We start from the raw sequence: 19,342 nt of genomic DNA, 5'->3' as shown, positions 1-19,342 counted from the left end.
TATGGTGAAAGGGTGAGCGAATACATGGGTACTGGCGCAGGCGATCCACGCACTCGACGAATCAAGGCCGGGATCATGCTAGCCGGTCTCGCTACCTTTACACTGCTCTACAATACCCAAGCAATCTTGCCGGACCTCACACGCGACTACGGAATTACCCCATCTGAGGCCGCGATGTCGGTGTCCATTGCCACTGCTGGGGTCGGGTTAGGGCTGCTGGTTGCGGTGCCTATTAGTGAACGGATCGGCCGAGGTCGTTTAATTCGCTGGTCTGTCATTGTCGCTGGCGTCATGGCCGCTGGGGTGGTTTTCATCTCGGATTGGAACCTGTTCTTGGTGGCCAGGTTCGTGATGGGGTTCATCCTTGCGGGGCTGCCCGCGACTGCCACCGTGTACTTGCGTGAAGAGATCCACCCGTCGATCGTGTCCTCAGTCATTGGGGTGCACATTTTTGGAAACACCTTGGGTGGTTTGGGAGCCCGCATTATCCCGTCCACCACGATCGAGGTGTTCGACTGGTTAGGGATCGAAGGGATTCTGGGTCTAGATAAGTCGCACTCAGCCATGTTCACTGCGTCACTTGTGGGGCTTTTGGCGGGACTTGCGTGCTTTTTCTTGTTGCCACCGGCGCAAGGGTTCGTGCAACACCGCGACTCGTTTAGCGTTCTGGTGAAGAAATTTGGGCGGGCGTTCACCGACCCTGTTCTGCTGGGGCTTTTCGTCGTGGGGTACTTGGGTGTGGGCTCGTTCATTGGTGCGCTCAACGTGATGGGTTTCCGCCTAGAAGGCGATCCGTATTTCATTCCGATTGGGCTCATTGGGCTCATCTACTTTGTGTACCCGTTGGCCGGGTGGGCATCGGCGATAGCCGGCAAAATCGCTGACCGCACGTCACTTCGCGCGGTCATGTCCTTTGGCCCGCTCATTGGGCTAGTAGGTGTCGCGCTCATGATGATCCCCAACGTGGTATGCATCGTCGCGGGCCTGGCGATTCTTGCAATCGGTTTCTTCACAGGGCACTCCATCGCGGCGTCCTGGGTCGCTGGCCGGGCAAGCCGATCGGTAGGCGTGCCCGCACAGGCCGCCTCCATTTACATGGTGTGCTTCTACCTGGGTTCGTCCGTGACCGGGAACCTCACGCCACTTGCTTGGACACACGCCGGATGGGGTGGTGTCACCGCGATCATCGGAAGCCAGATGGCCCTGCTTCTGATCCTTGCGCTCATTCTCAAACGCACACCAGTCGCACCCGCCGACACTCGGACGGTCCAAAAATAACCAACTACGAACGACCTCGGCGGTTGGAAACCAACGCCACCCCTGCGATCACCACAGCCGCGCCTGCGCCCAGGAGCAGGCCGGGCAGCGAAACGGTGAACCCGATCGCAACGCACAACACCACACCCAGAACCTGGAGGGCTTTGGGGTACATGCGGTGTTCGCGGTCCTGCGTGAACGCGGCCAAGTTGGCGATCGCGTAGTAGAGCAACACGCCCGTAGACGAGAAGCCAACGGCCCGTGTTACGTCGACCGAAAAGACCAGAATGATGGCCAGGACGCAGAACAAGATTTCGGCGCGGGCAGGGGTGGAGTAGCGCTCGCTCACATGGGCGAAAAACGTGAAGTGGCGCGAGTCCCGAGCCATCGCCAAACACGTGCGGCCCAAACCGGCCATGAGCCCCAACAAGGCGCCCAGACAAGCCAGAGCCGCAACGACCTGGACAACCAGTTCCATCCACGGCACCTGCACGGCATCAAAAATCGGGGCGGTGGACTGCGCGAGGGTTTCCTGATCCAACATGTGGGTCAACGTGAACGTGATGACAACGTACACGACCAACGTCAGGCCCAGTGCCCACATGATGGCTCGAGGGATTGTGCGGGTGGGGTTGGTTACCTCTTCACCCAAGGTCGCTACACGGGCATAGCCAGCAAACGCAAAAAACAAGATGCCTGCACCCTGCAAGATACCCAACGGAGCGGAAGGTAAGTAGGCGGCGGAAGGGGTGGCGACCTCGGCGGGGGTGCCCAACCACGACGTAGCCACGAACAGCGCAAGCCCGGCCAGCACGATCAGCACAATGACCTTGGTGGCAGTCGCCGTTTTAGACACACCCAGGATGTTGACGGTGGTGAGCGCGATCAACGCGAGCGCCGCCGCACAGGACAGGACGAGCGGGGGAGCGCCAGGCAGAGCGTAGTGCGCGAACGTCATGGCCATCGCGGCGGCTGAAGCGGTCTTCCCTAACAGGAATGCCCACCCGGCCGTAAGCCCCCACGCCGGGCCCAGCTGTGCCCGCCCGTATGCGTACGTGCCGCCCGCGACCGGGTACTGGGCGGCCAGTTGACCCGAGGACGTGGCGTTGCACAAGGCCACCAGAGCGGCCAGTCCCAGGGCGATGTAGATGCCTGACCCGGCGTGAGCAGTAGCGGGGGCCACGGCGACGAAAATGCCGGCACCCAGCATGGAACCTAGGCCAATCATGATCGCGTCGCTTAAAGTGAGCGAACGCTTAAGAGAAGACATCATGACTGTGTAGGTACCAGGCCAAGGCAAACACCAGGTGACCTGGTGTCATGGCGGAGTTGGGGTGCCTGCTTGCGCGGGGCTGGCCCCATGCCCGCTACTTCTTGATGGAGCTCATCTTCTGCCACTCTTCCCACGTGTACACCCAGTCCTTGATGTCCCCAGAGCTGGTGGTCAGGGAAACGCGGGAGCCGGTCACTTCAACCGGATCGCCAAAGAGTGCGGAGTTGAAATATTCCGTGGCGTTAGCCGTAGACAGGTTGACACATCCGTGGGACACATTTGCCCGTCCCTGCGAACCTACTGACCATGGAGCCGCGTGGATGAACTCACCGTTGTTGTGGATGCGGACGGCGTGGGTGACGGGGGTGGAGTAGCCCCAGCGTTCGGACTTCATGGTGTAGTTGCGGGACTTGGACATCACGATGTGCATGCCGTTGTACGACGGGGAGCGTGCAGCCCCCAGCGATGCAGGGAAGTCCATGACGGTCTTACCGGAGCGTTTCACGGTGAGGCGGTGCTTCTTGGCGTCGGCCACGGTGATCTGCTCGCGGTCGATTTCGAAGTCCAGCGTCATGTCCTTCGCGCCAAAAGTGTCGTCGGAGAACGGCACGTCTTTCACAGGTGCGTCGACGTGAATCTTGGAGTGTTCTGGCCAGAACTCTTTGGGGCGGTAGTGGATGCGGGAGTGCCCGTCGTCGTCTGGCAACCATGCCCACGAGCCTTCGACCTTGCGTGGCTTGTCGTCCTTGTCGGTGACTTCCACGCTCAGGCGGCTTTCGATGCCCGGGCGGTATTCCTTGGGGATCTTGTGCGCGAAGTTGAAGATGATGGGAGCGCCCACGCCCACTTTCATGTCGTCGTCGAGAAGGGTACGCATGCGTGCACCTTCGCCGTTAGGTTCAGGAGTGTCCACGGTTCCGGTGGATTCGTGGGTCTTGCCGTCGGGTGAGACGGTTGTGGCTTTCCACGTGTAGGACGAGGAGCCTGCGAGCGTGAAGTTGGACTCCCACGACGTGCCCTTGGGGTTGTTGTCGGCCGCGCCACCTTGTGCGCCGTCCTGTGGGTCGTCGGTGGAGTCGGGGTCAGCTGACGGGTCGTCGCTGGATTCGTCGGTTGCGTCGTCCGCAGGTTCGTCAGTCGCCGAGGTGTCCTCTGGTTGATCTGTTTCCTCAGCTGCTTCGTCTTCTGAGTTTTCGCTGTCCTGTGAGTTAGCGCCGATGTTGCCACCGGCTTCTGCGCTGTCGTCGGCGTCTTCGTCGCTGTCTGCGTTGTCGGTCGCGGGGTCGGATGCAGAGTCGGTCGCGGGGTCGGATGGGTCCGCGGATGCCGAGGTGGTTTCAAAGGTGCCAGCGTCTACTGGGATTTCTTTGTGGTCGTCATCGGTGAGCTCAACAGAGACGAACTCGCCCTTGTCGACAGAGAGCTGGAGCTTCTCGCCAGGAGCGGCCTCGGAAACTACGCTGACAACCGGTTCTGGGTCGGGTTCCTTCTCTTTTGGAGCAGAGTTGTTGCCACCGGGCGCGCTTACGGAACAAGCAAAAGCGGCCACGAGACTCAGAGCGATAGTCGACGAGACGAGAAGACGACGAAACACGAGCTTGAACCTTCGGTAGAGCTGTTGAAAATTCGACTGCCCTTCGAATTTAGGAGGGCGTGAGATATAAGCATACCGGAATGCATCAGGAAACATTTCGTGTTTATAGGAAGGACCCTCCGTGCACCCGCCAGAGCCTCCTTACCCTTGCTACCTTCCGGTCCTGGGGGATTCGCAGGATAAACGCCACACGAAGGGCCACCGATAGTGTAGCCGAGACAGGTGCGATTAGTAAAAGTCGCATGAGTCCGTTAAGCTACTCTGCGGAGGATTCGCCTAGCGGCCTATGGCGCACGCCTGGAACGCGTGTTGGGTTAACGCCCTCAGGGGTTCAAATCCCCTATCCTCCGCGTTGTGAAGTCTCGGGACATCGTTCACTCGATGTCCCGAGACTTTTGCTTTGCGCCGTTGATGTGTCGGGTCATCGTCCCCCCTTGCATGCCTCCCCCCAGTTACCCACCACAAGTACGAGGTTTGCGCATAGGGGTGGTGTGTAACTGGCCGATTTTGAGCCGAAAAAGTGAACAAAACGAACAAAAAGGGTGTTTACCCACCAACCCTGTTCGAGGGGTGGTGGGTAAACGGTTTTTGTGCGCGTGGCGACGTGGTATCTGATTGGTGTGTCACATCTGCTCGGAAGAGCAGTCCAAGTGAAGCACTCCGGGTGATTTGGCCAGGTCCAGACGGCGCAAAGCGAGCGAAACTGCGCAATATATTGCGCAGTTTCGCTCGCTTTGCGCCATCTATAGCACCTCTATAGGACCTCATAAGGACCGTGTTTGGCGGGCGCCTCGGTATGCCACTGGGTCACGTCTCGGGTTTTCATCGTTTAGCTACAGTCGGCAGATTTGACTGTAGCTAAACGCGCTTCGGGGTCCGAGGTGGCGTGCGGCTTTTGCTCACTTTGCGCCAATCTATAGAACCTCTTTAGGGCCGTGAACTGCTCCTCGTCAGTGAGTGAAGCAGTTTTTTTAGCGTATTCCCAAGGTTTCGTTAGACTCGATGGGTTATTTGTGACTCCAAACTGGGAAGAGTTTATGTCTTCAGCACTCGGTGAAGAACACGAAATTGAGCATCAAGTTCAGGACCAAGTAAAGAACAAAGTCCAAGAGGGTGACTCGGACGAAGTCATCATTGAAAAACTGAAGCGCCAGGGTGTGCGGATCTCGAAAGGCGGAGTGACCCCCTTCGTCTTTTGGCCTTCGCTCATCGTGGTCCTTGCGGTTGCCATCATCGCAATCGCTGCCCCTGAAGCCACCGGTGACGCACTCGGCGCCATGCAGGGATGGATCGTAGGCACACTGGGCTGGTGGTACATGCTGGTGATCGCCGCCTTCATTGTGTTTTCCCTGGCCGTAGCGTTTTCCAAGTACGGTTCCATCAAACTGGGCCAAGATGACGACAAGCCAGAATTTGGTCTCTTGTCGTGGTTTGCCATGCTGTTCGCAGCTGGTATGGGAATCGGTCTGGTGTTTTACGGTGTGGGTGAACCGCTCATCTACGCAACCGTTGACCCTAAGCCAGGATGGCCAGAAGACCAGGCCATGCGTGGCCAGCTCGCTATGGCACAGACCTTCGTGCACTGGGGACTCCACCCGTGGGCAATCTACGCCGTGATCGGTCTTGCGCTTGCGTACGCGGTACACCGTCGTGGTCGTCCCGTTTCGATTCGCTGGGCACTTGAACCTCTTCTGGGTGAACGCGTTAAAGGCTGGATGGGTGACGTCATTGACAACCTCGCGGTGTTCGGAACCATCTTCGGTATCGCCACCTCGCTGGGTCTGGGCGTTCAGCAGATTGCAACCGGTCTGGCAGAACTCGGTGTTGTTGGTGAAGCTGACAACCGCCTCCTCGTCATCCTGATCGTTGCTATCACGTTCCTAGCCACCATGTCTGTTGTGAGTGGTCTGGGAGCAGGTATTCGTTGGTTGTCGAACATCAATCTTTCTCTCGCGGGAATCCTGCTCATCAGCGTGCTGTTGGTGGGTCCCACCCTGTTCCTGTTCCAAAACTTCATCGAGTCGATCGGCGTGTACTTGGCCAATGTGCTCAACATGACCTTTGACGTGGGCGCGTACACCGGTGAAGAAGGTGCCACGTGGAACTCATCGTGGACCATCTTCTACTGGGGTTGGTGGATTTCCTGGGCACCATTCGTAGGTGTTTTCATCGCCCGCATTTCCCGAGGTCGTACCGTCCGACAGTTCATCGCCGGTGTGCTCCTGGTTCCGTCGATCGTGGGCTTCTTCTGGTTCTCCGTCATGGGCGGGGCGGGTATTTACCGCCAGTTCTTTGGCGAAGGTGACCTGGTGAATGAAGCAGGTAAAGTTGTTGCCGAAGCGGCTTTGTTCCACGTTCTGTCTGGCCTGCCTCTGGGCTCGATCCTGTCAGTGATCGCGATCATTTTGGTGACGATCTTCTTCATCACGTCCTCCGACTCCGGTTCGCTGGTTGTGGACATGTTGGCCTCGGGTGGTCACCCCAACCCGCCGGTGTGGTCGCGAGTCCTGTTTGCGGTGTTGGAAGGTGCGCTTGCGATCGGGCTGTTGCTGGCCGGTGGTCTGGCATCCCTGCAGGCAGCCGCGCTCGCTACGGCTCTTCCTTTCAGTGTTGTGCTGCTGTTCATGTGCGTGGCAACGTTGCGCAGCTTCAAGGCTGATGTGTCGGCGATTGAGCGCGAACGTCTACGTGAGGTCTACCGCAGCATTAGTGAATCGCTGGTGGACGACTTCGACGAGAAGTTCGGTCGCCCGGTCGATGCGCGTATTGACGAACGGATCGACTACCGAATCAGTCGTACTCGTAGCGGCTTCGAACGAAAGAAGTAGCGCCTAAGCTGTTCAGTTAAACAACTGGATACATAAAAGCGAGCGTTACTGCACGTTATAGAGTGCAGTAACGCTCGCTTTGTTTTTGTACCGTCACGATCTCAAGGAGGAGACATGACCAGCCAAGCGCACCCGTATGCCGACCTGGCCGCCCGGCTCGGCGGCCACGCAACCACCTTCAACACGCCGGAAGGCAAACTCACCGGCTACACGGCCGGCGACCTCGGCGCTTCAACCCCGGTGATCCTGGTCCACGGCTGGCCGGAGTTCGCGTCATGCTGGGAGCCCATCGCAAGCGAACTTCTCAAGGCGGGCCACCCCATCCTGGCCTACGATCAGCGCGGATACTCACCCGGCCTGCGCCCCGATGCGCTGGAAGAATACACGGTCGAAAAACTGGTCAACGACCTCGCCGCCGTTGCTGATACCGCCGGCATTGAATGCTTTCACCTGGTGGGCCATGACTGGGGCGGCGTGATGGGTTGGGCGGCTGTTCCTCACATGCCCCACCGGATCCAGACCTTCACGTCGCTGGCCTCGGCGCACACGCGGGCCCACGGCGAGATGATCGCGCGCGACCCCGACCAGTACGAACGCATGGAATACCTGCGCAAGATCCGCCACCACCCGGAGCAGATCGTGACCAGTATGTTGCGGGATGACGCCGTGAAACTTCGGGCCGTGTACCAAGGTGCGATTCCGCGGCACATCGAAGATGCGTACGTGCAACGCCTCAATGACCCCGAGGTGTTAGCCGCCAGCCTCAAGTATTACCGCGCGCTGGGGTTGGGAATGGACATGCCCACGCAACCCATCACGGTCCCCACGCTGTACGTGTGGGGGAGTGAGGATGCGGCGTTCGCGCGCAGTTCCGCTGAGCTCACCGGCCAGTATGTGGAAGGGCCGTATGAGTTCGTGGAACTCACCGGGCGCTCGCATTGGTTACCTGAAGAAGCGCCCGAGGTCGTTGCGGCTCATCTGCTCAAACACTTTGCGCGGGGATAGCCACATGGCTACCCCCGCGCGTACGTGTTTGGTTGTGTGCGCTTTTACTTGTGTGCGTTTTAGCCGAAGACTGCGCGCAGAGTCAGAACGCCAACCGCACCAATTGCAGCCGCTGCAGGTACCGTGATCACCCAGGCGAGCGCGATTGGCTTCATGAGGTTCCAGTTCGCTGCCTTGTTCACGATTCCCACACCCAGAACTGCACCAATGAGGATGTGAGTCGACGACACCGGCAGACCCAGCACCGAGGCCAACATGACCACACCGGCAGCAGAGAGCTCCGCGGTGAAACCGGAAGCAGGGTGCATTTCGGTGAGTCCCGATCCCACGGTCTTGATGACGAATCGACCAATGAACCACAGACCCGCGATCAGCGCCACACCGGCGGTGACCATCACCGCTGCGGGCACTCCCGCTTCGTCGTTAATGCTGTTGGTCTTGAGCACGTCCAGAATCGCTGCGAACGGTCCAATCGCGTTTGCGATGTCATTAGATCCGTGGCTGAACGCGAACGCCGATGCCGTGAACACCTGCATCCAGCTAAACAGCAGGAACGTGGAGCGTGACAAGGCCTGCTTCTTGAGCGTGCGAGCAAAAATGAACACTGCCATCCACACGGACGCAGCGATCATGCCCAAGATCAAGAAGTTACCCACCGAACCCAAGTCCAAGTGCAGGTTCTTCAAACCCTTGAACAACAGCATCGAACCAATGACCACAGCACCGAACGCAGCCAGCAGAGGAACCCACGTTTCCAGTGCGCGGTGGGCGTTGATTTCCTTTGCGCGTTCTTCAATCTGGTGTAGATCGCGGTAGTAGTCGGATTCGAGCTCTTGCGGGTCGTAGTTGTCCCGCAAGTACACTTCAGCATCACGTGCCATGGCGTTGGTGTACGAAATCTGCTGAAGTTCGTCCAGTCGTTCGAACGCCTGCTTGTGCGTGGTGCGAAGCTCAGCGCGTTCACGCTTGAGCTCGCGCAGCTTCTCATCCATGCGGTCGTTGAACACCAGAATGTGCTTCTTGATCTGACCGAATAGAAGCCACGCAACGATCCCACCCAAGAGCGGCGAGAGCACCCACGACATAACGATCTTGCCGATTTCTGACCACTGCACCATGGACCATCCACCGGTGCCGGTAACGAATCCCAGCGTCAGCGAGGCACCCACGATACCGCCCACAATCGAGTGGGTGGTAGACACCGGCCAACCCATACGGGTTGCAACCAGTAGCCACAATGCCGCTCCCAGCAAAGCAGACATCATGATGAACACGAAGTCCATGGGTGCAAGGTCAAACGCGTTCAAGTCCACAATCCCTGAACGCACGGTTTCGGTGACTTCACCACCGGCCAGCACGGCACCACTCACTTCGAAGATCGCCGCGACAACGAGCGCCTGCTTCATGGAAAGCGTTCCGGCACCCACACTGGTTCCAAACGAGTTCGCAACGTCGTTACCACCGATGTTGAAGGCCATGAACAGACCAAAAAGAATGGTGGTGATGAGGAGGATGCGGTTTGCGCTTGGGTCGACGTAGCCAAACGACCAGAGAGTGAACGACACCAGGGCGATGGCCATAAGAGCACCGAACGCGATGTGCCACCAACGGTCAGGTCCTAAGAAACCGGACGTTTTTGGTTTGGCTGACGTGCCTGACTTTTGGTCAACAGATTCAGACATAACAAACCTTTCGTAGTACATACTCATCGTGGCGCTGATGGTTAACCCAAAAGACAGAAAGGGGTGAACATTGAGTGACGAGTGTGTTTACTCTTTGCGCTTTTCGAACAGACACGTTCGTGGTGAGTATCAGACTGTTACTCAGGGCATGAAACCAACGCCGGTGAGTGGTAAAAAGAGAAGTCCGGGGATCTCGTTGAGAAAGGAACGGTCATGACAGTCCCACAGCTGACGTTGAGCGACGGAAACACCATCCCGCAACTGGGAATTGGCGTGTGGCAAATTTCCACTGACGACATCGTTCCGGCCGTTACAACTGCGTTGGAGACCGGATACAGGCACATTGACACTGCCGCGATCTATAAGAATGAAGAGGGCGTCGGGCAAGCCATTGCCCAAAGCGGAATCGACCGTAAAGACCTCTTCGTGACCACCAAACTGTGGAACAACCGCCACTCGGATGCGCGTGTTGCACTCGAAGAAAGCTTGACCAAACTCGGCCTGGACTACGTAGACCTTTACCTCATCCACTGGCCAGTACCTGAACAGAACAAGCGACTCGAAGCATGGTCGGCACTTGAGCAGGCGCAAGCTGACGGTCTGGTGAAGTCACTTGGCGTGTCCAACTTCCGTGAAAGTGACCTCTACGAACTGGCAAAACACGCTTCGGTTCGCCCAGTCGTCAACCAGATTGAGCTCCACCCCACCTTCACGCAGGTTGAGCTGAGCGCAGACAACGCACGATACGGTGCGGTGACCCAAGCGTGGTCGCCACTGGGCCGGGCGCACGACCTGGAGAACCCCACCGTTACACAGATCGCTGAACGGATCGGTCGCACGCCAGCGCAAGTGGTGCTTCGTTGGCACCTGCAAGCCGGCCGGATCGTCTTCCCTAAATCCGCGACGGAAAGCCGCATTCGCGAAAACTTCCAGGTGTTCGACTTCGCCCTGTCAGACGGCGACATGGCCGCGATCAGCGGGCTCAACACTGACAACCGAATTGGTCCTCACCCCATGGACCTAGGCGCTGAGTAAACATGTCAGACGACTCACCCGAAAAGCTCGACGCACGTGAAACTGACCCCCACGCGCCCTTGGGGGTTGTCGCGTTCGTCGCGTCGCTGTCCTGCCTGATCGGGTTTGCGTTCATTGGGCCAATCGCCGGAATCATCATGGGTGGAATGGCGCGCAAGCGTTCGCGTGAAGACGGTTTTCCGGACAATAAGTTCGGGCGCTGGGCCGTGACCTGGGGAATCATCTTCCTCATCGTGAGTGTGGTGCTCACGGCCGTGATCGTGGGAATCCTGATCGTGTCGTTCGTTCAAGACCCATACGGGGCTCCCGGTCCCGGCACGCCAGCCAAGTAACCAGTCCCAGTCACCCGCCCCAGCCGTCAGCGTTACATGACGGTGGCAGCTACGGTGCCGGCGACCTCGGCGATGGCGTCCGTGTGGGACTCCTCAACTTCACCGGTGAACGTCACGGGCTCTGCAATCAACTTCCACCCCAGACCGGTGGTGATCGCTTCCATGGCACGCTCTGCGCCCGTGGTGTCAAAGCCACCGTGGATGAAATAGCTGAACGGGCGTCCCGAGGTGGGCTCCCGGACATCGTTGTACGTCGTGTCGAAGAAGTGCTTGAGTGCCCCGGAAATGTATCCGAAGTTCGCGGTGGTGCCCAGAATGTAGGCATCGGCGGACAGAACGTCCTCAGTCGTTGCCTCGAGCGCAGGTTTCTCAACGAGCGTGACGCCGTCGAGTTCGGGTAGCGTGAAGACATCGCGCACCGCTTGGGCGAGCTGTTCCACACGCGGACTGGGCGAATGGTGGACGAACAACACAGTTGGTGTAGTGCTAGGCATAGTGCCACGGTACAACGGACGTGCAAGACGTGCGCACGCGACAGGAGAACACATGGCCCGAATCAAGGACCCGCTAGCAGGGCTCGCCAGGCCAAACCCAAGCCACACCGATGAACAGATCGTAGCCGTTTTGCACTCGATGCCAGCCAGCGACTGGGCGGTCCTCACTGGTGCGGGAGTCTCCACGGACTCCGGCCTACCCGACTACCGTGGCCCCAACTCTCCCCGCCGCACCCCGATGACCATCCAAGCTTTTCGCGCCTCGGCCAGTAACCGCCGCCACTACTGGGCCAGGTCGTTCTTAGGCTGGGACAAAATCCTGGACGCACACCCCGGCCCGGCGCACCACGAACTCGCACGCATAGCCCCGGGCGGACTCATCACACAGAATGTCGACGGCCTGCATCAAGCCGCAGGCAGCGAAAATGTCATCGATCTGCACGGGCGCTTGGATCGGGTGATCTGCCTGAGGTGCGAAAACCTGTTTGACCGCCAGTGGGTCCAAGACGAACTGCACGCCCTCAACCCGGACTTCGCGCGCCAGCTGGGCGTATCGGCCGAAATGCTCGAAACCGCACCGGATGGCGACGTGGCTGTCGACGACACGCAAGGCTTCGTTGTCTTGCCGTGCCCCGTGTGCGGTGGTGACCTCAAACCTGACGTCGTGTTCTTTGGTGACTCCGTTCCAGCGGAACGTAACCGGGAAGCTCACGCGCTGGCCGGCCGAGGTCGCGGCCTGGTTGTGTTAGGGAGTTCCCTTGCCGTGTTGTCAGGGTTGAGGTTCGTGAAGAACGCGTTCAAAGAAGGCAAACCCATCGTGGTTGTCACTGATGGCCCCACGCGGGGCGATGAACTGGTGACGTATCGGTCAGTTTCGCGGGTCAAGGACTTCCTCCCACTGTGGTAAGGCTCTAGGCTTGAAATATGACGAACTTTGCTCGCGCAGAACGCCTGTCAGTCGCCGCTCTACTTCGTGAAATGGGCCCCGATGCCCCCACCCTGTGTGAAGGGTGGACCACCTTGGACCTTGCGGTTCACCTGGTGATCCGCGACCGTTACCCAGCAGCGTTGCCGGCCAACGCCAGTGACAAAGCGGGCAAAGTCGAATTCTTTGCCAAGCGCACCGCGATGCGCGAATCAGAATTGAAGGCTCTCCCGTGGGAGAAGCTGGTGGGCATGGTTGCCGCCGGGCCGGGCGTGCTTTCGCCTATGGGGTGGACTCCGGTGGATGTTCTGACCAACACCGGCGAGTTTTACGTCCACCACGAGGACATTCGCCGCGCACGCAAAGGTTGGGAACCACGCAACATCCTTCCCGAACTGGAAGCCCAGCTGTGGAACGTGTGCAAGCCGTTGGCACACTCGCCCAGCGTCCGCAACGAAGGCCCGCTGATTGTGCGCGCTCCCGGGCACGGTGAGCTTCACGTGGGCAATACCGACGAGGGTGCCGCGGTGCTGGAAGGTAAGCCGTCGGAACTGGTGATGTATCTGTTCGGACGTAAGGACCACGCGCAGGTTTCGTTGCGCTCATAAGTGGGTGGGTGCAGTTGGGCAGGCGCGGTTTTAGCCCGAGGTGTCCGGCCTGTCTGGCTTCCCCGCAGTTCCGTTTGTGTTGGGTGGCAAGTCTGCGCGCGGGTCGTTCGGTAACAGGTGCTCTGATCCCTCCTGTTGCCTGCGCATCTCTTCTTCGCGCTTGACCATTTTTGCTCCAATGTAGGAGTCTGGCCGGGTCATGGTGCGGTGAATGAGGTACCAGCCACCAAAAAATGCCACCGCGAAGCAGGCGGCCACAATGATGACTGCAAGCATTTGAGGCTCGTCCACGGTCTCTCCTTGGGTGGGCGTTCTTTCGGGGTACTTGCCCGAGGTGGTTCGCTGATGGACATCATACGCCCCCTTTTTGCGGGGCGGGAGGGCTATGGACTCCACTGTGTCAGTGGGTGGCATTAGGCTAGTAAATGTGTCTACCGCTCTTTACCGTCGCTACAGGCCCGATACGTTCAATGACGTTATCGGGCAAGACCATGTCACTGGTCCGCTGAAGGCTGCCCTCGACAATGGGCGGGTCAACCACGCGTACCTCTTCTCTGGTCCGCGCGGGTGCGGAAAAACCACCTCGGCCAGAATCCTTGCCAGGTGCCTCAACTGTGAACAGGGACCCACGTCAACCCCGTGCGGGCAGTGTGCGTCGTGTCGCGACCTGGCCACGGGAGGGCCGGGGTCGCTCGATGTGGTGGAGATTGACGCGGCCAGCCACAACGGTGTGGACGATGCGCGTGATCTGCGTGAACGAGCGGTGTATGCGCCGGCGCGTGACCGGTTCAAAGTGTTCATTTTGGACGAAGCCCACATGGTCACACCGCAGGGATTTAACGCGCTTCTGAAACTGGTGGAGGAACCGCCTCCGCACGTGAAGTTCGTTTTTGCGACCACTGAGCCGGAAAAAGTCATTGGAACCATCCGTTCGCGTACCCACCATTACCCGTTCCGGTTGGTGCCACCGGACATCCTCACGTCGTATCTGACGGAACTGTGCCGACGCGAAAACGTAGCGGTGGGCAAAGGTGTCCTGCCGTTGGTTGTGCGTGCAGGTGGGGGATCGGTCCGTGACACCCTGTCTGTTTTGGACCAGCTCATGGCCGGTGCAGGCCCTGACGGTTTGGATTACACGACGGCCGTGGCGCTGTTGGGATACACGCCGGAGTCCCTGCTGGGTGACATTGTCGACGCGTTCAGCGCAGGTGACGGGGCAGCCGTGTTCCGCGTTGTCGACCGCGTGATTGAGTCGGGTCAGGACCCTCGCCGTTTTGTCGAAGACTTGCTCGAACGATTTAGGGACCTCATCGTGGTGGGCACGGCACCTAACCAGGCTCGAGCGTTCCTACCGGAAGCCCCGGACGACCTTCTTGAACGGCTCATTTCACAGTCCCAACAGTACGGAGCGGCTGAACTTTCGCGGGCCGCCGACATGCTCAACGAAGGCTTAAGTGAAATGTCGGGCGCAACCTCCCCGCGTTTGCAACTGGAACTCATGTGCGCGCGGGTTCTACTGCCGTCGGTGGAGTCGGCCAGGCGCGCAGTTGTGTCCCGTGTGGAGCGTTTGGAACGCCGGGTGGGTATGTCGCCCACCGGCCGTGCAAGCAACGTGCCACCAGAGGTTCCAGCGCAGGCTGAGGGGAACGCGCCCGAGGTGGCCCAGACCCCCGCTGCTACCCAGTCACCTGCGGTTCCTCAGTCAGAGGGGCAGGAAGGTGCGCAGTCGCAGGTAGCTCAGCCGGGTGCCCAGGCGTCAGTTCAGCGAGGTGAGCAGGGGAGTGCTCAGTCTCAGGGGAGTGCTCAAAAACCACAGGCCGATCTCGACTCGATTGCAGACTTCGCATTCGCCGCTGAAGAGCTCGCAACGGCCGATCAACCATCAGAGCCTCAGCGACAGCCGGAACCACAGCAACAGTCGCGCACTCGGAACCAGCCCGAGTCCCAACAGCAGCCTGAGCCTCGCCGTGAGACTGCACCACCTCGGCGGGAAGAGCCACAGCGACAGCCGGAACCAACTGCGAACGCTGGCAACAACGAAATCGATGCGATCCGCAGGAGCTGGCCGCACATTCTCGATGCACTCACCGGGAAGAGTCGGTTGGTGCGCGCGATCCTGTCTGGCAACGCGGTTCCGCAGGCGTTCCGCGACGGTGCGCTGGTGTTGGGATTCAATAACCAGTGGTCCGTGGCGAGCTTCGACCGGCCAGGAAACAGCGACAAACTTGCGCAAGCGATCAACGAGGTGCTGGGGATTCGCGCGAACGTGGTGATCGGAGATGTGGGCGTAGATACGGAGGTTCGCGCGCAGCAGCCTGAACACGCGCAACGCCAACCCGCGCCTGGACCACAGAACGCGCCACAACCTAACCGTCCACGTCCAACGCAAGAAGAAGTCGATGCGGTCGTGGGGCCCCGGGCCGTAGACCAAGCTCCGGTAGACCGCGAAAAATACTGGAACTTGGACGCCGAAACGCCGGCCAACCGCAACCGAGAGTCCTCCGATTCACAGGAGGGCGACCATACGGGCGATACAGGTCATGAGAACTTCGGAGGTAGGGAAACTGGGGGAACAGGCGACATAGCTGACAGCCAACCGGCGAGCGCGGAACCGAAACACGAGCCAGCTTCCGACACCCACAGTTCGTACGGCGATTACACCGAATCTGACACCTCGGCGGGGCACGGAGCCGTTGAAGTGCCACAGGTTGTGGTCCCGCCTCCGGTCGACGAACCCAACGAACTCGAAGACTACCTAGGCGCCTACGCCGACCCCAACCTGGGCTACGACGAGCCAGGGCCCGCATCCAAGTCCCAGCCCAAGCAGGAGTCCAACAACGAGCCATGGGCGGACCTGGGGAAGCGTGAACCGAAAAAACACGTCCCCGGATCCACCTCGGGAGAGGAGACCGTGGCGACAGCGGGTGTGGGAACAGAGTCAACCACCGCTTCGGAAGCGGAAGGCCCAGAGCACACTGACGCTCAACCGGCAGGCGCGCAGGCAACCGAGAACCCCGCGACCGAGGGGCCGGACGTCACCAACTACGACGACTACGACACCGAAAGCGACCCAGAGATCACGGAGGCTCGCGACATTGGGGTGCCCGTGTTCTTAAGAGTGATCGGTGGCGAGATTTTGGAGGAAGTTGACGAATGAGTGCCATCTACGACGGTGTCCTCGCCGACCTCGTCGACGAACTGGGAAAACTGCCAGGAATCGGACCCAAATCTGCGCAACGCCTGGCATTTCACATCCTGCAGTCTCCCGCTCAGCAAGTCGAAAAACTAGCCAGCGCGCTCACTGAGGTGAAACGGCGCGTCAACTTCTGTGAAATCTGCGGAAACGTCGCCGAGGGTGAAAAGTGCGCGATCTGCCAGGACTCGCGACGTGACCAGAGCGTAATCTGTGTGGTCGAAGAAGCCAAAGATGTTGTCGCGATTGAGCGCACTCGCGAATACCGAGGGCTCTACCACGTGCTGGGCGGGGCAATCGACCCCATGGCTGGGATCGGCCCAGACCAGTTGCGTATCAAACAGCTCCTCACCCGGCTCCAAACCGGCGACGTGCGCGAATGCGTGATCGCAACCGACCCCAACCTCGAAGGCGAAGCGACCGCAACTTACGTGATCCGCCTGCTTTCTACCGTGGGTGTCAACGTCTCTAAACTGGCCAGCGGACTGCCCGTAGGTGGCGATCTCGAATACGCCGACGAAGTGACTTTGGGCCGCGCCTTCCAAGGACGTACGCAAGTACACACAAGCGAATAACCCGGCGACCACCTTGGGCAACGCAAAATTCACAAGTGTGACACGAGTACGCCCGGCACATTCGCGTTCCTCTACAATGGAGCCATTGCGCAAGCGTCGTCCTATTACACAGAAAGAACAAGTGTGAGCTTAGTTGTTCAGAAGTTCGGTGGATCATCGGTTGCCGACGCCGAATCAGTCAAGCGAGTAGCTCGCAGGATCGTCGAATACCGTAAAGCTGGTCACGACGTTGTCGTAGTCGTATCAGCTATGGGCGATTTCACCGACGACCTCATCGACCTGGCAAACCAGATTTCGCCACTTCCACCGGCCCGCGAACTCGACATGCTGCTCACTGCGGGCGAACGCATCTCCATGGCAGTACTCGCAATGGCGATCGCCAACCTGGGCTTCGAAGCGCAATCCTTCACCGGGTCCCAAGCCGGAATGATCACCGACGAATCCTTCGGCCGTGCTCGCATCGTCAACGTCACACCCATGCGCGTGAAAGAGGCTCTCGAGAACGGAAACATCGCAATCGTTGCCGGGTTCCAAGGTGTCTCACACACCACCAAGAACATCACCACCCTGGGCCGAGGTGGTTCGGACACCACCGCTGTCGCGCTCGCCGCATCGCTCGACGCGGATGTGTGTGAAATCTACACCGACGTCGACGGGGTGTTCACGGCGGATCCGCGAATCGTGCCAACTGCCCGCCGAGTCAACCACCTGAGCTACGAAGAAATGCTCGAAATGGCCGCCTCGGGTGCGAAGATCTTGCACCTGCGAGCCGTCGAGTACGCCCGCCAATACGATGTGCCACTGCACGTGCGTTCATCCTTTAGCCACAACCGCGGAACCTGGGTTAGCGACTCGCCCATTCCCCCTAAATTCGCTCCTGAAGAAGAGGAAACAAGCATGGAACAGGCTGTAATCTCTGGTGTTGCCCACGACCGACAAGAAGCGAAACTCACCGTTGTGGGCGTTCCCGACATCCCCGGTAAAGCCGCAGAGATCTTCCGGGTGATCGCGGAAAACGAAATCAACATCGACATGATCGTGCAGAACATTTCCACGCGCGATCCTGGGCGCACGGACATTTCGTTCACATTGCCCATGTCTGACGGCGCGACTGCCACGCGAGTGCTCAACGACGTGCAAGAAAGCATCGGGTTTGATCACCTGCGCTATGACGATCAGATCGGAAAGCTGTCAGTGGTTGGGGCAGGCATGCGTTCCCACCCGGGAGTCACCGCCACGCTCTTTGATGCGTTGTCAGAAGCGCACATCAACATCGACATGATTTCCACATCAGAGATTCGGATTAGTGTTGTGACGCGCGCAGACCTGCTCGACGACGCAGTGAAGGCTGCGCACACGGCATATGGCCTGGACAGTGACTCAAACGAAGCGATTGTCTACGGAGGTACCGGACGATGAGCCTGAAAGTTGGCGTGGTCGGAGCAACCGGCCAAGTTGGTCGTGTCATGCGCGAACTCTTGGCCAACGACCCTGGCTTTGACATTGATGACATCCGTTTCTTCGCCTCTGCCCGCTCAGCTGGCACGGAACTGGAATTCAAAGGTCGCACGGTTGTCGTTGAAGACACAGCGACCGCTGACCCGTCAGGTTTGGACGTGGCCCTGTTCTCGGCTGGGGGCGCCACGTCTAAAGCCCACGCGCCACGCTTTGCAGAAGCCGGCGTCATCGTGGTGGATAACTCGTCCGCATGGCGCTCTGACGACCAGGTGCCACTGGTGGTCTCTGAGGCCAACCCAGAAGCGCTGGACCGGATCCCCAAGGGGATCGTTGCCAACCCGAACTGCACCACGATGGCGGCCATGCCTGTGCTCAAACCACTGCACGAAGCCGCCGGATTGACTCGCCTGGTCATCAGCACGTACCAGGCCGTGTCAGGTTCCGGAGTTGCCGGTGTCGACGGGCTGGTGAGTGAAACTGAGGCCGCCGTTCCCAATGCACGCGGTCTTGCCCTGGACGGTAAGGCGGCCGGCTGTGCCGCGACCGTGTACACCGAACCGATTGCGTTTAACGTGCTGGCGCTCGCCGGTGACATGGTGGACGACGGTGACGGCGAAACCGTCGAAGAGAAGAAGCTGCGTAACGAATCACGCAAGATCCTGAGCATCCCGGAACTTTTGGTGTCCGGTACGTGCGTGCGCGTTCCCGTTGTCACTGGCCACTCACTGTCCATCAACGCGGAGTTTGAACGCGACATCACACCTGACGAGGCGGCCCAGATCTTGGCGCAGGCGCCAGGCGTGGAACTTGAAGACGTGCCAACGCCACTCAAGGCGGCCGGCGGTAACACCAGCTTGGTGGGTCGAATCCGACGCGACCAGTCAGTCCCCGGGAACAAGGGCTTGGCCCTGTTCGTGTCGAACGACAACTTGCGCAAGGGCGCTGCCCTGAACACAGTGCAGATCGCTGCCCTGCTCGACCAGCGCAAATAGAGCTTCACGCATAGAGGCATGCTTATATAACTATTTGTCAATAATTGGGGTGCGCGGATATTTTCTGGTTGTTTCTTTTAGCTAGAAAGGT

Annotated in this window: 16 protein-coding genes, 1 tRNA gene and 1 other RNA gene; 12 read left to right on the top strand and 6 right to left on the bottom strand. The window is 59.3% G+C overall.

The annotated features are described in order from the left end of the window. The first annotated feature begins 12 nt into the window (after window positions 1-12). The gene (locus MHX53_RS09530) at window positions 13-1,278 is read left to right on the top strand and encodes an MFS transporter (protein ID WP_239272475.1); all 1,266 of its coding nucleotides are present in this window, start codon (window positions 13-15) and stop codon (window positions 1,276-1,278) included. Between the two features lie 4 nt (window positions 1,279-1,282). Here MHX53_RS09530 and MHX53_RS09525 read toward each other — a convergent pair whose 3' ends face one another. The 3 genes from MHX53_RS09525 to ffs form a co-directional block, all read right to left on the bottom strand. Beyond that, window positions 1,283-2,527, bottom strand: coding sequence for an amino acid permease (locus tag MHX53_RS09525; RefSeq protein ID WP_239272473.1), 1,245 nt, complete (start codon window positions 2,525-2,527; stop codon window positions 1,283-1,285). Between the two features lie 97 nt (window positions 2,528-2,624). Further along, complete coding sequence (locus tag MHX53_RS09520) at window positions 2,625-4,124, bottom strand: Ig-like domain-containing protein (protein WP_239272472.1); 1,500 nt, start codon at window positions 4,122-4,124, stop codon at window positions 2,625-2,627. 107 nt (window positions 4,125-4,231) lie between these two features. Continuing rightward, window positions 4,232-4,327: signal recognition particle sRNA small type (ffs, locus tag MHX53_RS09515), an RNA gene on the bottom strand. 62 nt (window positions 4,328-4,389) lie between these two features. On the opposite strand from ffs, the gene MHX53_RS09510 reads away from it, so the two are divergent. The 3 genes from MHX53_RS09510 to MHX53_RS09500 all read left to right on the top strand — a co-directional run bounded on the left by MHX53_RS09510 (window position 4,390) and on the right by MHX53_RS09500 (window position 7,957). Then, window positions 4,390-4,474: transfer RNA gene (locus MHX53_RS09510), tRNA-Ser, on the top strand. A gap of 687 nt (window positions 4,475-5,161) precedes the next feature. After that, window positions 5,162-6,952, top strand: coding sequence for a BCCT family transporter (locus MHX53_RS09505; RefSeq protein WP_239272470.1), 1,791 nt, complete (start codon window positions 5,162-5,164; stop codon window positions 6,950-6,952). Between the two features lie 114 nt (window positions 6,953-7,066). Continuing rightward, window positions 7,067-7,957: an alpha/beta hydrolase gene (locus tag MHX53_RS09500; RefSeq protein ID WP_239272468.1), complete on the top strand. Its 891-nt coding sequence runs from the start codon at window positions 7,067-7,069 to the stop codon at window positions 7,955-7,957. Window positions 7,958-8,016: 59 nt separating this feature from the next. Here the strand turns inward: MHX53_RS09500 and MHX53_RS09495 are convergent, their stop codons facing one another. Then, on the bottom strand, window positions 8,017-9,639 hold the full coding sequence (locus tag MHX53_RS09495; RefSeq protein WP_239272466.1) for an inorganic phosphate transporter: 1,623 nt from the start codon (window positions 9,637-9,639) through the stop codon (window positions 8,017-8,019). Between the two features lie 213 nt (window positions 9,640-9,852). Between MHX53_RS09495 and MHX53_RS09490 the strand changes: the two genes are divergently transcribed. After that, a complete protein-coding gene (locus MHX53_RS09490; RefSeq protein ID WP_239272464.1) occupies window positions 9,853-10,674 on the top strand; it encodes an aldo/keto reductase in 822 nt (273 codons plus the stop codon). 2 nt (window positions 10,675-10,676) lie between these two features. After that, window positions 10,677-11,006: a DUF4190 domain-containing protein gene (locus MHX53_RS09485; RefSeq protein WP_102238390.1), complete on the top strand. Its 330-nt coding sequence runs from the start codon at window positions 10,677-10,679 to the stop codon at window positions 11,004-11,006. A 32-nt stretch (window positions 11,007-11,038) separates the two neighbouring features. Here the strand turns inward: MHX53_RS09485 and MHX53_RS09480 are convergent, their stop codons facing one another. Then, complete coding sequence (locus tag MHX53_RS09480; RefSeq protein ID WP_239272462.1) at window positions 11,039-11,500, bottom strand: NAD(P)H-dependent oxidoreductase; 462 nt, start codon at window positions 11,498-11,500, stop codon at window positions 11,039-11,041. Between the two features lie 52 nt (window positions 11,501-11,552). On the opposite strand from MHX53_RS09480, the gene MHX53_RS09475 reads away from it, so the two are divergent. Both MHX53_RS09475 and MHX53_RS09470 read left to right on the top strand, forming a co-directional pair. Next, the gene (locus MHX53_RS09475; protein ID WP_239272460.1) at window positions 11,553-12,407 is read left to right on the top strand and encodes a Sir2 family NAD-dependent protein deacetylase; all 855 of its coding nucleotides are present in this window, start codon (window positions 11,553-11,555) and stop codon (window positions 12,405-12,407) included. Between the two features lie 17 nt (window positions 12,408-12,424). Further along, the gene (locus MHX53_RS09470) at window positions 12,425-13,033 is read left to right on the top strand and encodes a TIGR03085 family metal-binding protein (protein ID WP_239272458.1); all 609 of its coding nucleotides are present in this window, start codon (window positions 12,425-12,427) and stop codon (window positions 13,031-13,033) included. Window positions 13,034-13,063: 30 nt separating this feature from the next. On the opposite strand, the gene MHX53_RS09465 is transcribed toward MHX53_RS09470, so the two are convergent. Beyond that, complete coding sequence (locus tag MHX53_RS09465; RefSeq protein WP_239272456.1) at window positions 13,064-13,324, bottom strand: hypothetical protein; 261 nt, start codon at window positions 13,322-13,324, stop codon at window positions 13,064-13,066. Between the two features lie 136 nt (window positions 13,325-13,460). Here MHX53_RS09465 and MHX53_RS09460 point away from each other — a divergent pair, with 136 nt between their 5' ends. The 4 genes from MHX53_RS09460 to MHX53_RS09445 all read left to right on the top strand — a co-directional run bounded on the left by MHX53_RS09460 (window position 13,461) and on the right by MHX53_RS09445 (window position 19,251). Beyond that, window positions 13,461-16,190, top strand: a complete 2,730-nt coding sequence (locus tag MHX53_RS09460) for a DNA polymerase III subunit gamma and tau (protein ID WP_239272454.1) — start codon at window positions 13,461-13,463, stop codon at window positions 16,188-16,190. A 5-nt stretch (window positions 16,191-16,195) separates the two neighbouring features. Next, entirely contained in the window at window positions 16,196-16,801 is a 606-nt protein-coding gene (gene recR / locus MHX53_RS09455; RefSeq protein ID WP_343212368.1) for a recombination mediator RecR, read from the top strand. Between the two features lie 123 nt (window positions 16,802-16,924). Beyond that, on the top strand, window positions 16,925-18,220 hold the full coding sequence (locus MHX53_RS09450; protein WP_239272451.1) for an aspartate kinase: 1,296 nt from the start codon (window positions 16,925-16,927) through the stop codon (window positions 18,218-18,220). Continuing rightward, window positions 18,217-19,251 carry an aspartate-semialdehyde dehydrogenase gene (locus tag MHX53_RS09445; protein WP_239272449.1) on the top strand — a complete coding sequence of 345 codons (1,035 nt, stop codon included), beginning with the start codon at window positions 18,217-18,219 and terminating at the stop codon, window positions 19,249-19,251. The genes MHX53_RS09450 and MHX53_RS09445 overlap by 4 nt, the downstream gene beginning before the upstream one ends. Window positions 19,252-19,342 lie beyond the last annotated feature (91 nt).

The sequence above is a fragment of the Brevibacterium sp. ACRRH genome, assembly GCF_022346365.1.
Lineage (GTDB): Bacteria > Actinomycetota > Actinomycetes > Actinomycetales > Brevibacteriaceae > Brevibacterium > Brevibacterium paucivorans.
Note: the sequence above shows the minus strand (reverse complement) of the source record. Positions and strands in the feature narration are given on the sequence as shown.

Excerpts from the sequence above, each read along its gene's own strand:
- MHX53_RS09525 (WP_239272473.1), bottom strand. The coding sequence starts at position 2,527 with ATGTCTTCTCTTAAGCGTTCGCTCACTTTAAGCGACGCGATCATGATT.
- MHX53_RS09505 (WP_239272470.1), top strand. The coding sequence starts at position 5,162 with ATGTCTTCAGCACTCGGTGAAGAACACGAAATTGAGCATCAAGTTCAG.
- MHX53_RS09490 (WP_239272464.1), top strand. The coding sequence starts at position 9,853 with ATGACAGTCCCACAGCTGACGTTGAGCGACGGAAACACCATCCCGCAA.
- MHX53_RS09500 (WP_239272468.1), top strand. The coding sequence starts at position 7,067 with ATGACCAGCCAAGCGCACCCGTATGCCGACCTGGCCGCCCGGCTCGGC.
- MHX53_RS09480 (WP_239272462.1), bottom strand. The coding sequence starts at position 11,500 with ATGCCTAGCACTACACCAACTGTGTTGTTCGTCCACCATTCGCCCAGT.
- MHX53_RS09445 (WP_239272449.1), top strand. The coding sequence starts at position 18,217 with ATGAGCCTGAAAGTTGGCGTGGTCGGAGCAACCGGCCAAGTTGGTCGT.
- MHX53_RS09475 (WP_239272460.1), top strand. The coding sequence starts at position 11,553 with ATGGCCCGAATCAAGGACCCGCTAGCAGGGCTCGCCAGGCCAAACCCA.
- MHX53_RS09485 (WP_102238390.1), top strand. The coding sequence starts at position 10,677 with ATGTCAGACGACTCACCCGAAAAGCTCGACGCACGTGAAACTGACCCC.
- MHX53_RS09495 (WP_239272466.1), bottom strand. The coding sequence starts at position 9,639 with ATGTCTGAATCTGTTGACCAAAAGTCAGGCACGTCAGCCAAACCAAAA.
- MHX53_RS09470 (WP_239272458.1), top strand. The coding sequence starts at position 12,425 with ATGACGAACTTTGCTCGCGCAGAACGCCTGTCAGTCGCCGCTCTACTT.